This window comes from Wolbachia endosymbiont (group A) of Therophilus tumidulus (assembly GCF_964277345.1).
In the GTDB taxonomy this organism is placed as follows: Bacteria; Pseudomonadota; Alphaproteobacteria; order Rickettsiales; family Anaplasmataceae; genus Wolbachia; species Wolbachia pipientis.
The window spans coordinates 118508-133831 of sequence record NZ_OZ195515.1 but is presented as its reverse complement, the minus strand read 5'-3'; the positions used below and the strand labels follow the sequence as shown (position 1 = coordinate 133831).

Genomic DNA, 15324 nt, shown 5'->3' with positions numbered 1-15324 from the left:
ATTCCTTAGATTTCTATAAAGATTCTGCACCACCTATAACTTCAATTAAATCAGTCGTAATCGCTGCTTGACGAGAACGATTATAAAGCAATGCTAATTTGTTCAGTATCTCTTTAGTGTTTCTGTTTGCTGATTCCATAGCAACCATTCTAGCACTATTCTCACTCGTTGCACTTTCAAGTAAAGCAGAGTAAAGAGCAATTACAACGTAATCTTGAACCAAAGATTTTAAAATAAATTCAATATTTTGTGGTTCATACTCATAGCCGTAATCTGTTGTTGGACCAGCCAGAGAGCTATCAATCAAGGATGAGTCTTTACTCCATGGTTTTATTGTTTCCAACATTGGTTTTTGCGTGAAGGTATTATAGAATTTACTATAAAAAACTTTAACTTTATCGTATTTACTTAAATCTATACCATCAACCAAAGCTTCTACGTGCTTTAACGTGATTCCCTTACTATTTTCAATTTTTAAGATACTTTTAGAGTCAAATCTATTTTTACCTACATCAAAAGCTTTTTTACCAAGAAATACAATATCTACTTTTTTGCCATTTGCGATTGACTTATTTACACGCTCTTGACTAAATTTGACAATAGAAGAGTTAAAGTTGCCGCACAAGCCACGATCAGACGCAATAATGAATACTAGGTAAGAACCGTCGTTACTGACATTTAGAATTTTTGCCAGTAATTCTTGATCAACTGATAGCATTAATGAAAAAATAATGTTATGCAGCTTAGATACATATAATTTTGAATTTAATAACTTCTTTTGGCTTTGTAACAACTTTGCTGCAGAAACCATTTGCATTATTTTCGTGGTTTTCTGTACAGACCTAATATTCTTAATTCTTAAGGATAATTCCTTTAAGCTCTTCATTTTGTATACAACCCTGATTTATTAAAATATATAACTGTTAGTGTCTAAAAGCAAGTTTTTTTGACATTAAAACCAAGTCTAGCTAAGAAACTTGCAGGTTTATTGTTTGGAGATAAGGATTATATTAAGAAAGTGCTCTAACTTCAGCAATATCAATGTGAAAGTAGCCTAATGGTAATTTCTACACTTTGTGGAATTTTATAATATATAATAAACACAATTAAAACTATTACAACTTGAACACTTATGATCCCATTGTTCTAGTTCCCTGTTACAATTTTTACATTTCCAGCCTGGATCAGGCAAAGCTTCTGAGCCCATCTTGTTTAGCCAATAAATTACCTTGTCGTGTTCTTGCAATGTAACCTTGAGTTGTATTACAATAAAGTAGATTGACATGTAATTAGCTTTTTTCATAGCAGTGTCTAAATATTGACTTGCAAGATCATATTTACCTGAACTCATTGAGGACAAAGCAAGTAAACAGTAACTAAAATAATAATCAGGGCGTAAGTTGTATAGTCTTTCAGCACCTTTACTATTTAAATTGATGTACATTTTAGCTGACTGAGGAGTAGGATTTACTGTATACTCTGCCTCTAGCACTGCAGAAGCTTTTCTGATTTTTCCAAGTTTAATATATAATTCTGCCTTTAAATAATTGATGGGCTGAAAAATTGCACTATAACGTTGTGCTCTAAATAAAGACTTTATAGCCTCCTTAAAATTTCCTTTACTTTCATATTGCTTTGCTAAAGCGCAATAAAACACTGCAAACATTTCTTTATGATCAAAGGGGAGAAAAATATTGGACTTAACTGCTTCCTTCAACCTCAAAATTGCATTAATCCAATCTTCTTTCAATATGCAATGCTCTATTTGAAAGGGAATAGATAGCATTTTATCGTTAATTGAACTAGAGCAATATTCTATAAATTTTTGAAAGACTACTTTTTCTTGTTTGAGGTGGACAATCAGCTTATTGGCTAGAAGTAGAGCTAAGTTACGATTTTTATTTGCAATATTTGTTAAACCGTTACTGAAAAAGCTGTAATTTCCCGTCTTACCTGAGTTAAAGAGCTTTATTAAAGACAACCTATCGCTCTCCTCACTCAGACTTTTAACTAGCTTTTGGGCATTCTCTATATTGTCTAAGTCTATGCTAAAGAAAGCTTCAAAGAGAAGCAATTCTTCCCTATCCCTTCTTCTATTTCTTATGTTGGCAAATGTTGATGAAATGGAGGAAAAAAAGCGTACAAGTGTAATTAATAAAAATAATAAAACTACACAAGTAAAAATAATGAAATATAGATCAATACTTATAGTGTAATTGCCTAATTCCAATTTTATTACTTCACCACTTACCTTGACCCATATACCAAATAAAAACGAAAAAGCGAAAATTATAAAATAAATCATGAGATATATTGTAATAAGTGATGATATATTGTTGAAATATTCTTAGAAGCTACAATAAAACCATTCAATTTATTCAGCCATGGCTTGAATTCTGAATGCGTTAAATTGCTTACTGTAACAGTTATATTTTGCCAATCATTATCATTTATTGACTCCTCAATTTCTGCGAATTTTACTCTTAATGGATCATTTCGGTCGTCTACCTTTATCCAGTTTGAAATGATTTTTTTAGACAATGTACTTTTGTTGTAATCGATAGTATCAATAGTTTTTTCAAAAGATAACTTCAATTCGTGTAAGGTATTTATCTCTTTCAAATTTTCTAATTCATCTACTGCATTTTCTATCTCTGGATCGTCAAGCTCTGATATCAAAGGCTTTATTGAATTTATATGGTTATCAAATTTTGCTTCTCGCAATAACGAATTCTTCATTTTAACCACAAGTAATAGCAATTTTGCAAGGTTCTTACATCTTGAGTTATTATCACCTTGCTCACATTGAGTATGCTGACTTCTCTTGAGGTCAAATATCTTTTTTTCTATTCTAGATTGATTAACTTCAAGCAACATTCTAAATTCATCCATGTTTTCCGTTAAAGCTTTCACATTGTTTTCACTCTCTTGCTGATTTATTTTTAAAAAGATTATGTTATTTATTGTGATGTAACCGGTAAATAACAATACAATTAAGAACCAACCTATGTACTTTTGCTGAGTATCATTCATAACGTAGTATCTCCGCAGGATCTTGTGCAGCTGCCTGCAACGCAGGAGCAATTGTCGCTAAAAATGATAAGAGTAACGCAAGTGCAGAAATATTTACTACGTCTTGGGGTACTAATATCACTGGCAAACTTGAAAAAAAGTATATCATAGGATCAAACAGCTTGACGTTAGTAATGTTTTCTAAAAACACTCTAATGCTTTCGATATTGAGAGAAAAAACGACACCTATAATACAGCCAAGACAAGTTCCCGTAAAACCGATTAATAGACCACAAGCGCAAAATATACGCATAATGCTTCCACTTGTTGCACCAAATGTACGCATAATTGCAATCGCGGATTTCTTTTCTTGCACTATCATCATTAAATTTGAGATAATATTAAACGCTGCTACCACTATAATCAAAGTGAGAATTAAAAACATCACATTTCTTTCAGTTTTTAAAGCACTAAAATAATGGCTTTGCTGTGATTGCCAACTTTCAGCTTCCATTCCTATTTCTTTTTCTATAGCATCTGCCAGCTTATCAGCTCTAGTAACGTCGTCTACAAGTACTTCTATATTTTTTATGCTATTTTTATAATTAAAAAAGGCTTGTGCTGATTTTAGAGGCATATATATCAAGGTATTATCATACTCAAACATACCCATATCAAATATTGCTATAACTTTATATTTTTTCATTCGCGGCATTTCACCAAGTAATGCATCAAATTCTTCAGATGATATAAACGTAATTTCGTCGCCATAGTCAATGTTCAAAACTTCTGCTAAGCGTGCTCCTATTATTATCCCTTCATCAAATTTTTTTACATCACCTATAATTACATTATTTGTAACGGCAGTACTATCAAGCAAATCTTTAGTTGACACACCTCGCACTACGCTACCTGCAATTTTACCATTTGCTACAATAATAACTTGATCATTGGTCATAGGAGTAGCTTTTAATACACCAGGAATTCTCTCAATAGATTTTGAAACTGCGTAGTAATCTGAATTTATGTTCCTATCAAAATAAACGTTAATATGGCCATCAATGCCAAGTATTGAGTCAAGCAACTTTGCTCTGAATCCGTTCATCACAGACATCACCACTATTAGTGTTGCAACTCCAAGGGCAATGCCGATAATAGAGAACAAAGTCATTATAGAGCAAAATCTGGCATTTCTTGCTCGCAAATAGCAAGCAGCCATAGTAATTTCAAAGGCAATGGACATTACAAAATATTTTGAGGTTAGACATTATATTTTTGAAACTTCGTATAATTGTAGACTTTTCTTTATTTAAAAACTAGAGATTTTTGCTTCCTTAAATTTAGCAGACTTATAGAGTATCTTTAACATTAGAATTTCAAAATCTTCCATATACATCATCCAACCTCACTATATCATTATCAGATAAATGCTCTCCTATCTGAAATTCAACTATTTCAAGTGGAGAGCTTGTGCTTCTATTTTCAATCCTATGGGAAACTTCCCTTGGGATTTCTATCATATGGTCTTTTGCTATAGCATATTCTTTGTCTTCTAAACTAACATACCCAACTCCTGATAGCACTATATGGTATTCATCTCTATAGTGATGGAATTGCTTAGAAGTGCAGCTTAATGGATTGATAAAAAGATATTTTATAAGAAAATTTTCGCTCATTAAAATTATACTACAAAATCCCCATGGTTTAACTTCTTTCCTTATCACCTTTACTTTCTTAACTTTATGAATAAATGAAATTAGACTTTTGTTTGGTTGCTTACAAGCTCCACTCAATAAATTTTTATTACTTTCTGTCGTTGAAACTGGTTCTTTTTCTCTAATCACATGCTGAAATGATGCCGGTTCTTTACTAAACTTCTCACTCAATTCTAAAACTGAATTCCAAGTTCCAACATCCAACCAATCGAAATTAGCTTCTATCATTGCAACGTTTTTTGCTTTCTCCATCACCAAGTAATCAATGGATATGCCTTCAATTCCTGCAAAATCTCGTTGTTTTAAATACAGAAATCTCTCTTGCGGTGTGAAATATTTAAAACATAAATTGTAAAGATTCGGGGCAGATTTTTTAATCTCATCTATGTAGCGTTTTGCTTTAAACACAAATATTCCAGAGTTCCAATAATGATCGTTACTTAACTTACGCTCGGGCTTTTCTGTAAAATCTTTCACTATATGACATTTTTCTTTCTGATCATATACTGCATTTATATAGCCGTATTCAGAATTGAATTCATGAGGCTTAACCCCAAAAGTGACTATAGAGTTAGTTTCAGAGGCTAACTTAGACGCTTTTTGAGTAGAAGCATAAAAACTATTCAAATCACCTATAAAATGGTCTGAAGGCAGAATTAACATTGTCTCGTTTTCATTGCAGAGAAGTGCAGCAATTAATATTGCCGCTGCTGTTCCAATTTTCACTGGTTCGAAAATCACTTTATATTCTTGCAGTGCATGCAATTCCTCCATCACTAATGACTCGTACTGTATATTTGTAGCAATTATGGGCGGCATATAATCGCTTTTTAGCCTCAACAAAGTGTTGTGAAACATAGTGTTCTGACTAAATATTTTCTGAAATTGCTTTGGCTTAGATAAAGGCCAAAGTCTGCTACCACTACCACCACACAATATTACAGGGCGCATTTAGTTAAGATATTAATTAAATAATTAATATCTTATACTGAGGGCAAAATACATGCAAGTTTTTGTTGTGGAATAGTTAATAAAGAAAGTAAATGTTGATTTAAAGTAATTGCTAATGAGAGTGATCATGTGTAGCGCCTTGCCCTTGCTGTGAATTTCTTCTATTTTGTAATTCCTCAACATGACCTTTTCTTTTATCACTTAATATTTCATTACCCTTATTTTGTTCTTCCTCAGGACTCTTTAGTATTTCATTACTCTTGCTAACTTCTTTATCATCCCCTTGTTTCTTTGGCCTTCTAGCGTTAAGCTCATCCCATGTGCCCACTAGTGAATCACGATTCCCATGATCCGGCTTTAGCCTTTCTTCACCTTTAATAACATTAAAGTCACTTTTTGCTTCTTCCAAACATCCTTTCAGTTGGTGTTTCCACATGGTGTAGTAAGCATCACCATATTTTTTCTCATTTGCTACAAACAATAAAATTGGAGCCTTAAGTATGGTAGCTCCCATATCCACTAAATTTTTTACTGCCATTGCAGGAGTAAATAAAAGATAACCAAAAGACTTTGCAATTGGGTTTTGTTCGCTTATTAAATGCTCCCCTAACTTTATAGGAAGAGAAGTCAACAATTTAGTACAAACTTTAGCTAAACTTGTAGCAAAAACGATAGGAACAGATATAAGACTTTTATCTAGCTCTAGATTACCATTCTGATCTCTAATTTCTGAAAAATGGGTGCTTAGCTTCTTGTAATCACTAGTGTATAATAATTCTCCATTTCTTCCTTTTTCATCAACAACTTCCTGAACTTTACCTTCTTTATTTTTTACCTCTTTAGTTAGCACAGAAGAATTAGTTAATTCAAATGGATATTGAGGATCCTTAGTTTTTTCAGCTTCAAAAATTGGCACGTGTTTTTTCAAATCCATTCTCGAAAAGCCTAATGGCTCAAAATATGACTTATGCAACTCATTTATCGGAATTTGCTTACCCTGATTGTCTATATAATTGATAGTAAAATAAGATCTATCATTATCTTTATCTTTGGTAACTAAAGATAATCTGAAACTTGGTTGTTCTCCATTCTCATCTTTTTGACCATACAAAAGTTTATAGGTTGGATTTTTATCTTTATCTAGTATAGCATTTCCATGCATATCCCTGTTTTCTATGATTTTAGCAGACTGTACAATTTGATCATAATTTTTTGGATACTGGCATTTCCTTCCATCATACATCATTACCTTTCTAAGGTCTTCGACGTAAACTTGAGATTCAGGTGAAGTAAGCAGACCTTTTGCTTTAAGTGTAAGATCTATTGCTCCCTTTTTTAATGCTTCAAACATATTGTCAAACCAAAATCGCTATAATGCTATAGTTCAATAATAAAACTAGTACACTAATAATATATTAACACAGCACCGGTGATTTTACAAGAAAATATGTCTGTAGAAGATAAAGATTGTAAAAGCGAGGGTTATATAAGTAATGCTTGATAAGTACTTTATGCATGTAATTGTAAAAATCCTCAAAGGTACGCTGTGTATATAATCTTCGCATACTACCTGCATTCCAAGAACTGCGTGCCAAAAAATGCAAAACAACAATACAACAAAAAATAAAAGCTCTAGAGGGTGATTAATAAATTTTTCACTAAAAGACAAAGAGCTATCAGTATAAAATGTGCAAGAAAATGAATAGATAAACCAAGGAAACAGGAACAGTAAAATTACCGCAGAAACACGCTGAACCCACCAATGATGTACTGAATTTCCAGACTGACTCATATAAACATAAATAAAAAAGCCATAGTAGAAAGAAGTAGCGTTACTGTCAGCAGTATAGCACTCCTTGAAACGCCAGTAATTTCTAAATTAAGCCCAGCATCCCACAATAAATGACGAATACCATTAAGAAAATGATATACAAAACTTATAAAACATAAGACATAAGCTAATTTAGCAACAGGAGTGAATAATAATGCATTTAAGTACCTTACTATAAGTAACTCAGGAAAGTAAACATGTAATATGAAATACCAAGAAAGTATCATTAATAAAAGGAATAGCAAGATACCAGTCAATCTATGCATAATAGAGAAAAAACTAGTAACTTGTACTTTATATATTTGTAAATGTGGAGAAAGAGGTCTATCACTCATAAAATTCCGTTATCGGGAAATTAAAATAAAGTAGAAGTAAAGACAGCAGTATAGCACATAACAACACCATCATTAAAAATGGTAAGTTATGCGCAAAGCCTAAGGAGGTAATCCAGCTGCAGATTCCCCTACTGCTACCTTGTTACGACTTCACCCCAGTCACCGATCCCACTTTAAATAACTCCCTCCTTGCGGTTAGGTCGTTAGCTTCGAGTGAAACCAATTCCCATGGCGTGACGGGCAGTGTGTACAAGACCCGAGAACGTATTCACCGTGGCGTGCTGATCCACGATTACTAGCGATTCCAACTTCATGCACTCGAGTTGCAGAGTACAATCCGAACTGAGATGGCTTTTAAGGGATTAGCTTAGCCTCGCGACTTTGCAGCCCATTGTAGCCACCATTGTAGCACGTGTGTAGCCCACTCCATAAGGGCCATGATGACTTGACATCATCCCCACCTTCCTCCAGTTTATCACTGGCAGTTTCCTTAAAGTCCCCAGCATTACCTGATGGTAACTAAGGATGAGGGTTGCGCTCGTTGCGGGACTTAACCCAACATCTCACGACACGAGCTGACGACAGCCATGCAACACCTGTGTAAAACCCGGCCGAACCGACCCTATCCCTTCGAATAGGTATAATTTCCATGTCAAGGAGTGGTAAGGTTTTTCGCGTTGCATCGAATTAAACCACATGCTCCACCGCTTGTGCGGGTCCCCGTCAATTCCTTTGAGTTTTAATCTTGCGACCGTAGTCCCCAGGCGGAATGCTTAACGCGTTAGCTGTAATACAGAAAGTAAAACTTCCCATATTTAACATTCATCGTTTACAGCGTGGACTACCAGGGTATCTAATCCTGTTTGCTCCCCACGCCTTCGCGCCTCAGCGTCAGATTTGAACCAGATAGACGCCTTCGCCACTGGTGTTCCTCCTAATATTTACGAATTTCACCTCTACACTAGGAATTCCTCTATCCTCTTTCAATCTCTAGATTAGCAGTTTTAAAAGCAATTCCAAGGTTGAGCCTTGGGATTTCACTTTTAACTTACTAATCCGCCTACGCGCCCTTTACGCCCAATAATTCCGAATAACGCTAGCCCTCTCCGTATTACCGCGGCTGCTGGCACGGAGTTAGCCAGGACTTCTTCTGTGAGTACCGTCATTATCTTCCTCACTAAAAGAGCTTTACAACCCAAAGGCCTTCTTCACTCATGCGGCATGGCTGGATCAGGCTTTCGCCCATTGTCCAATATTCCCCACTGCTGCCTCCCGTAGGAGTCTGGACCGTATCTCAGTTCCAGTGTGGCTGATCATCCTCTCAGATCAGCTATAGATCATTGCCTTGGTAGGCTATTACTCCACCAACTAGCTAATCTAATATAGGCTCATCTAATAGCAATAAATTTTTCCCCCGTAGGGCGTATACGGTATTAGTTGCCGTTTCCAACAATTATTCCGTACTACTAGGTAGATTCCTATACATTACTCACCCGTCTGCCACTAAGTTATACCATAGCAAGCTACAATATAACTCCGTTCGACTTGCATGTGTTAGGCCTGCCGCCAGCGTTCATTCTGAGCCAGGATCAAACTCTCAAATTTAGACTTCAACCTATAAAAGGTTGAGGGTACATCGGATAAATCCGACAAAAAATAATTTAGCTTAATACTGCTGTCTTTATTTCTACTTTAGAAATATTTTAATCTCCAACTATTCAAACAACTTTAAGAATATTATTATGTGATATAATCACTATGTCAATATGTTTTTGCAAATCAAAAGCATTAATGTATAAATATATAACTATTTGGAATATTACCATGAAAAAATACATCTTTCTGCTTGCACTCGCGCCAATGTTAGTTGGCATCACATTATACTTATTGCGCAACATTGATAACACAAAACAATCTATAACTGCAGGTGACAAGTTTTACGAAGTATTATTCTTAAAAAAAGATAATAAGCCGCTGCTAGAAGAAATAGATTCAAATTGGGAGTATTTAGCAAATTTTGAACGCGCATTCAATCATATCTCAGATTCAATGCCAACAGACACAGCATCTATTTATAATGATTTGGCAGATGATAAAGATGCTCCTAATGTTTTGCGTGAGTTAGCACAATATTTAGAAGTAATGAGCTTACTTCACTCCAACGGTGAAAAAATAAATAAAGATAAAATTGATAATTTAGAATCAAGTGCAGTGTATCCTTATTCAAGCCAAGAAGCTATCGCTGTAGTAAAGATACACAATAACGACATTAAAGGTGCAACTGAAGTATTGCGTTCCCTATTAAATGACAGAAAATGCCCTACTCTAATAAAGGCTAATGCACAAGAATTACTCAGGATATATGGGAGTTAACTCATTGGACTTTTTGCATAGCTTTTGGCAGCGCATTGGATGAAACGAAAAACTTCCTTGACAAGCCTCGCCAGCTCCCTTATCATAAAACTGAAGCTATTTATTTATCTTCGCAATCTGTGCAGGTTAATGACAAAAAACTTAGGGTATTTGGCGTCTCATGTTTAATTTTTCGCACTACGTGCATCGCATGTCTTTAAAAATTTCTGGGTTTTTACCTATATAAGCCGAAACGCGCTTACAAAGCGTTTAAGACAGCAAAAAACGTCAAATTGACAAGGGAGAATTTGAATGCTAGCTACTACGGGGTTTCTTTGCCTTTTTTCCTGCTTAGTAAATTTCTTAAACACTTGCGGTGTAGGTTAGTTGCAAGTTAAAAGCAGCTAAATCGCTCTTAATCAAGCGTTTTAGAATAAAAAAAACGCCGATATTTTAGTACATGGTAAATAGCCAACCACCACGGGGTTTCTTTTGCCTTTTTTTTCATTTGGTAAATTTTTTAAATATTTATGGCTAAAGATTGCACGAATGTTGCAATTACAAAAACGATTTCTACTAGGGTGTCATCCCAGTGTCACGCACTGGGATGACACCATTCTTTTTCCTGGATCCAAGTAGTCAGGGCACTGGGATGACAGCTACCCTGACAATCGTCATCCCGCTGCTTGTTAGCGGATACCGCGGCGGTATGACGTAGAAGTTATACTTTTATGCTTACCAACTTAATAAAATTCCTGGATTCCAGTGTCAGCTACTTTCATGACACCAACAGTTGATATTGGTTTGTTGCTTTGCTAGCCAACTACTAGCTATGCCTCAAGTTTCCTATTCAAAATTTTCAATATCAAATCCAATTCATTTGGATTATCATACCGTATCATAACTTTACCCTTAGAATTGTTGTCATTAATTTTGATCTTTAAACCAAGTTGAGAAGATATAGCGCCCTCTATTACTGCCATATCTTGATTTTTAGTATATTTCCGCTCTTTTTGATTATTATTTTGGTGTAAGTCTTTTATCAATTTTTCAGTTTGTCTAACACTTAAGCCCTGAGAAACTATTTTTTCTGCGATACTTTCCGCATTTTCAACATTAATCAGTGTTCTTGCATGGCCCATAGACAATTTTTTTTCGTTGATCATTGTTTTCACCCTACAGGAAAGTGACAACATCCGAATCATATTGGTTATGTGGCTGCGGCTTTTGCCTATAGCTGAGGCTAGTTCCTCATGTGTATAGGAGAACTCATCTATCAGTTTCTTATACGCTTCACCTTCTTCTATTGGATTAATATCTTGTCTTTGTATGTTTTCAATAATGGATACTTCCAAGCATTCCTTGTCGTTCAAATCTTTTATGATAACCGGTGCACTATTAAGATTTGCAATCTTGCTTGCTCGCCAACGACGTTCTCCAGCTATTATTTCGTAACCATCATCATTTGAATCTTTGCGTACCACAATGGGCTGTATAATTCCACTCTTCTTTATCGAATTTGCAAGTTCTCTTAATGACTCCTCGTCAAAATGTTTCCTCGGTTGAAATTTACTTGGGTGCAGTAATGAAATAGGCAAATACTCTTGTCGATCTTCTTTATTATCATAATTATCGCCTATGAGACCGGCAAGACCTCTGCCGAGGCGTCTATCATCCTTCATACCACGCCCTCGCTCACTAGCTTCTTCTCCTTACAACTGCTCGCGTGCTTTTTTAAAATTTCCCTTGCCAAACTTATATACGCTTGTGCACCAGGACATTTAAGATCATACACAATAGCAGGTTTTCCATGAGAAGGTGCTTCTGATAACCGTACGTTACGTGGAATAACAGTCTCATACAATGGGATGATAGTTTTGTATACTTTATCATTTAAATACTGACAAATATCGTTTTTAATCTGCTCACTAAGTTTGTTGCGCCTGTCATACATTGTTAACACTATCCCTTCTATTGCCAAAAAAGGGTTTAGGTTATTCCTTTTTATTAGCTCCACAGTTTTAACTAAATGGCTTAATCCTTCCAGAGCAAAAAATTCACACTGAAGAGGAACAATAATAGAATTAGCAGCAGTCAAAGCATTTATGGTCAGAAGCCCAAGTGATGGAGGGCAATCGATGATTATATACTCATAATTATCGCGTATCTTCTCCAATGCGCTTTTTAGTACGAATTTTCCTCGCTCAAGTTGCGATAATTCAATTTCTGCAGCTGACAAATCAACTACTGACGAAATTAGCGATAAATTCGGAATTTCCTTTATATTGAAAATTGCCGATTCTATCAATTTATTTTCGCTGCTTAGTAGTATTTTGTATATGTTTTTTTCTTCCCTACTACGGTAAGAAATCCCGAGTCCGGTGCTAGCATTTCCTTGAGGATCAAGATCTACCAATAAAGTGCTTTTTCCCACAGCAGCAAAGGCTGTCGATAAATTTATACTAGTTGTGGTTTTGCCAACTCCACCCTTTTGATTTACTATTGCAATAATCTTGCTCACGCCTTTTATCTTATGTATAAAATAATTCTATTGTATATATGCAAGAAACTTTTGCATTAGAAAATTTTTTTGTTGTTAACCACACTAAAATTAGACTGTCTTTTTTGCTTTGTGTAACACACTTTGAACCTTGTTTCCTAATTCATTCAGAGTGAATGGTTTTGGCAAAAAGTGAAAATCTTCTATATTGATGTCATCACTCTTTAAAAAAGCATCTTCTGCATACCCAGAAATAAAAATAACGTTGATATTTGGCCTATGGATCAATGCTTCTTTAACTATTTCTGGGCCGCTCACCTCTGGCATGATTACATCAGTGATTATAAGATCTATATGTTGACTTTTTTTACTGATTATTTCTAGCGCCTCGCTGCCTATGCTTGCTTCTATTACATCAAATCCTTTTCTTTTGAGTGCTTTAGAGATGAATTCCCTTACTGAATCTTCATCTTCGATTAATAAAATTATACCATTACCTTTAATTTCACTTACTACCGGTTTTTCTGTTTCTTCACTATCTTCCTCTCTATCATTTTCATCTGATATGTAAACCATGGGCAAAAATATGCTAAATTTAGTTCCATGATTTACTTTGCTAGCAACATAGATGTATCCTTCAGTTTGTTTAATAATGCCATATACAGTAGAGAGGCCAAGACCTGTACCAGAGGTAATATCTTTGGTAGAAAAAAATGGATCAAAGATCTTTTCAGTTGTATCACTCGTCATTCCACATCCAGTATCAATTACTTCAATCACAACATAATTTCCATGTTCAATCGCTTCCTTGTCTGGAGAAAACATATCCTGAGGTGTAGAATTTAATGAGTCAATCTTTTGATTAAAGGTTCGTATAGTTAATTCTCCGCCCTTTTCCATAGCAGCACTAGCATTGACTGCTAAGTTAAGTATAACTTGCTCTAATTGCCCTTGATCAGCCCTAACAGCACCCAAGTCTCTACCATAATAAATATTAAATTTTATATTTTCACCTATTAATCTTTTTATCATTTCATAAAGATTAGCTATAGTATTATTTACATCAATAATTTTTGGCTGCAAGGTCTGTCTTCTTGAGAAAGCAAGCAATTGTCTTACTAAATTTGATCCACGCTTTGCATTTTGCTGTATCTGTATTATATCTCCAAAAGATGGGTCACCAGCTGAGTGTTGGAGTAAAAGCAAATCGCAAAATCCTATTATCCCAGTCAATATATTGTTGAAATCATGCGCAATACCACCTGCTAACTGCCCTATAGCTTGCATCTTTTGATAATGCTCAAGCTTTATCTCTAGGTTTTTGTGTTCAGTATTGTCAATAAAATAACAAAGTATGAAGATCATTTTATTATGAAGAAACTTATTGAAATATATTTTTATGTTATTACCGCCGTTGAGCTGTACATCAAAAGACGCATTATTTATTCTATTACTCGAAAAATATTCACGTATTTTCACATGATAACTATCCAATATCAACGTAAAGATTGAATTATTATCTGACCCTGCAAGCTTTATTAGTGCCGTATTTTTCTTTACAAAGTTGCCGTTTATGTCACATTGTGCAATAGCAATTGATGAATTTGCAAAACAAGGGTGTAATTGATAATCAACAATATTTGATTCGGTTGGTGTTATAAAGCCATATATATAGCTATGGTTGTATTTATCACAAAATATAGCAGTGCTCATATAAGCCTTGAATGGAATACCACTTATAGTAAAAAACAAAATTTCATTATCGGTTGTTGTATTGTTATATTTAGATTGAGATATAAAATCACTGATTGAGCTACCTTTTTCCAGTTTTTTTAGTTCAAATATGTCTAAAAATCTTTTATTTACAGATAAAATCACCCCTTTGGCATTTGCAATGTAAGTTCCTATGCTGTGTTTTTCTATTAACTCTTCATATATCTGCTCCTTGTTTATCTGTGTTGCTTTTAATACAAAATACCCATCTGGCCTTGCTATTGGCACTAATGATAAATTTAAAATCTTATTACTATTTATAGCAATTTGGGGATTATCTGGTATCGGCTCAAAGAGCAAAAGAAAGTTAGATACTCTATTCTTCTTGTTTAAGGAAATGCATACCTGTACAGAAGAGTTATTTTTTAGTGCATGATAGAGTACTTTTTTGTCTGCTTCTGAAACATCTCCTATTTCAAGAATCTTGCCTAACGTAATGTCATCATCTATATGATCTTTAAACCTTTCGTAGAACCTTGCGTCAGCATAAATAATACCTTCATCTTTATGTAAAATAAGGCAAAATTCTGTATTATGATTTAGTGCATTTGCAAATATTGCATTTTGAAATTCTATAGTATTAAGTAGGTATCTGTAGCGTTTTACATTATACATCATAAAGAGAGTTGTTAGAATGCTAACTAATAAATTAATCTCTATATTAATATGCTGACTATATATATCAAAAAAGTAGAGTATCGATATTGCTACTGGAGGTAAGAGCATAATAACTGCCATCACAACAATTGACATTCCATAATTTCTTAGTATGAAGTCAACCCTGTTCTCTTTTTTGTTATCTATGTATCTTTTATTCATTATTGTTACTTGGCATTGTTGTACATACGAAAATGT

Annotated in this window: 12 protein-coding genes and 1 rRNA gene; 1 reads left to right on the top strand and 12 read right to left on the bottom strand. The window is 34.4% G+C overall.

Features of this window, described 5'->3' with window-relative positions; genetic code table 11:
* Positions 1–13: 13 nt before the first annotated feature.
* The 9 genes from atpG to ACICQD_RS00705 all read right to left on the bottom strand — a co-directional run bounded on the left by atpG (position 14) and on the right by ACICQD_RS00705 (position 9449).
* Positions 14–886 (bottom strand): ATP synthase F1 subunit gamma, encoded by an 873-nt coding sequence (gene atpG / locus ACICQD_RS00745; RefSeq protein ID WP_010081973.1) that lies wholly within the window; start codon positions 884–886, stop codon positions 14–16.
* 198 nt (positions 887–1084) lie between these two features.
* On the bottom strand, positions 1085–2305 hold the full coding sequence (locus tag ACICQD_RS00740; RefSeq protein ID WP_007548692.1) for a hypothetical protein: 1221 nt from the start codon (positions 2303–2305) through the stop codon (positions 1085–1087).
* Positions 2302–3033 carry a hypothetical protein gene (locus ACICQD_RS00735; protein ID WP_038250643.1) on the bottom strand — a complete coding sequence of 244 codons (732 nt, stop codon included), beginning with the start codon at positions 3031–3033 and terminating at the stop codon, positions 2302–2304. The genes ACICQD_RS00740 and ACICQD_RS00735 overlap by 4 nt, the downstream gene beginning before the upstream one ends.
* Positions 3026–4255: a lipoprotein-releasing ABC transporter permease subunit gene (locus ACICQD_RS00730; protein ID WP_395461466.1), complete on the bottom strand. Its 1230-nt coding sequence runs from the start codon at positions 4253–4255 to the stop codon at positions 3026–3028. Before ACICQD_RS00730 ends, ACICQD_RS00735 begins: the two co-directional genes overlap by 8 nt.
* Positions 4256–4388: 133 nt before the next feature.
* Entirely contained in the window at positions 4389–5678 is a 1290-nt protein-coding gene (locus ACICQD_RS00725; RefSeq protein ID WP_395461465.1) for a sugar phosphate nucleotidyltransferase, read from the bottom strand.
* A 112-nt stretch (positions 5679–5790) separates the two neighbouring features.
* On the bottom strand, positions 5791–7029 hold the full coding sequence (locus tag ACICQD_RS00720; protein ID WP_010082038.1) for a hypothetical protein: 1239 nt from the start codon (positions 7027–7029) through the stop codon (positions 5791–5793).
* Between the two features lie 84 nt (positions 7030–7113).
* Complete coding sequence (gene sdhD / locus ACICQD_RS00715; RefSeq protein ID WP_010963113.1) at positions 7114–7470, bottom strand: succinate dehydrogenase, hydrophobic membrane anchor protein; 357 nt, start codon at positions 7468–7470, stop codon at positions 7114–7116.
* Positions 7467–7844: a succinate dehydrogenase, cytochrome b556 subunit gene (sdhC, locus tag ACICQD_RS00710; RefSeq protein WP_007548462.1), complete on the bottom strand. Its 378-nt coding sequence runs from the start codon at positions 7842–7844 to the stop codon at positions 7467–7469. The genes sdhD and sdhC overlap by 4 nt, the downstream gene beginning before the upstream one ends.
* 100 nt (positions 7845–7944) lie before the next feature.
* Positions 7945–9449, bottom strand: a 16S ribosomal RNA gene (locus ACICQD_RS00705).
* Between the two features lie 153 nt (positions 9450–9602).
* On the opposite strand from ACICQD_RS00705, the gene ACICQD_RS00700 reads away from it, so the two are divergent.
* Positions 9603–10217, top strand: coding sequence for a hypothetical protein (locus ACICQD_RS00700; RefSeq protein WP_264705839.1), 615 nt, complete (start codon positions 9603–9605; stop codon positions 10215–10217).
* 809 nt (positions 10218–11026) lie between these two features.
* On the opposite strand, the gene ACICQD_RS00695 is transcribed toward ACICQD_RS00700, so the two are convergent.
* From ACICQD_RS00695 to ACICQD_RS00685, 3 genes are all read right to left on the bottom strand, one after another.
* Positions 11027–11878 carry a ParB/RepB/Spo0J family partition protein gene (locus tag ACICQD_RS00695; protein WP_264329416.1) on the bottom strand — a complete coding sequence of 284 codons (852 nt, stop codon included), beginning with the start codon at positions 11876–11878 and terminating at the stop codon, positions 11027–11029.
* A complete protein-coding gene (locus ACICQD_RS00690; protein ID WP_006280226.1) occupies positions 11875–12717 on the bottom strand; it encodes a ParA family protein in 843 nt (280 codons plus the stop codon). Before ACICQD_RS00690 ends, ACICQD_RS00695 begins: the two co-directional genes overlap by 4 nt.
* Before the next feature lie 90 nt (positions 12718–12807).
* A complete protein-coding gene (locus ACICQD_RS00685; protein ID WP_395461464.1) occupies positions 12808–15288 on the bottom strand; it encodes a response regulator in 2481 nt (826 codons plus the stop codon).
* Between the last annotated feature and the right edge of the window lie 36 nt (positions 15289–15324).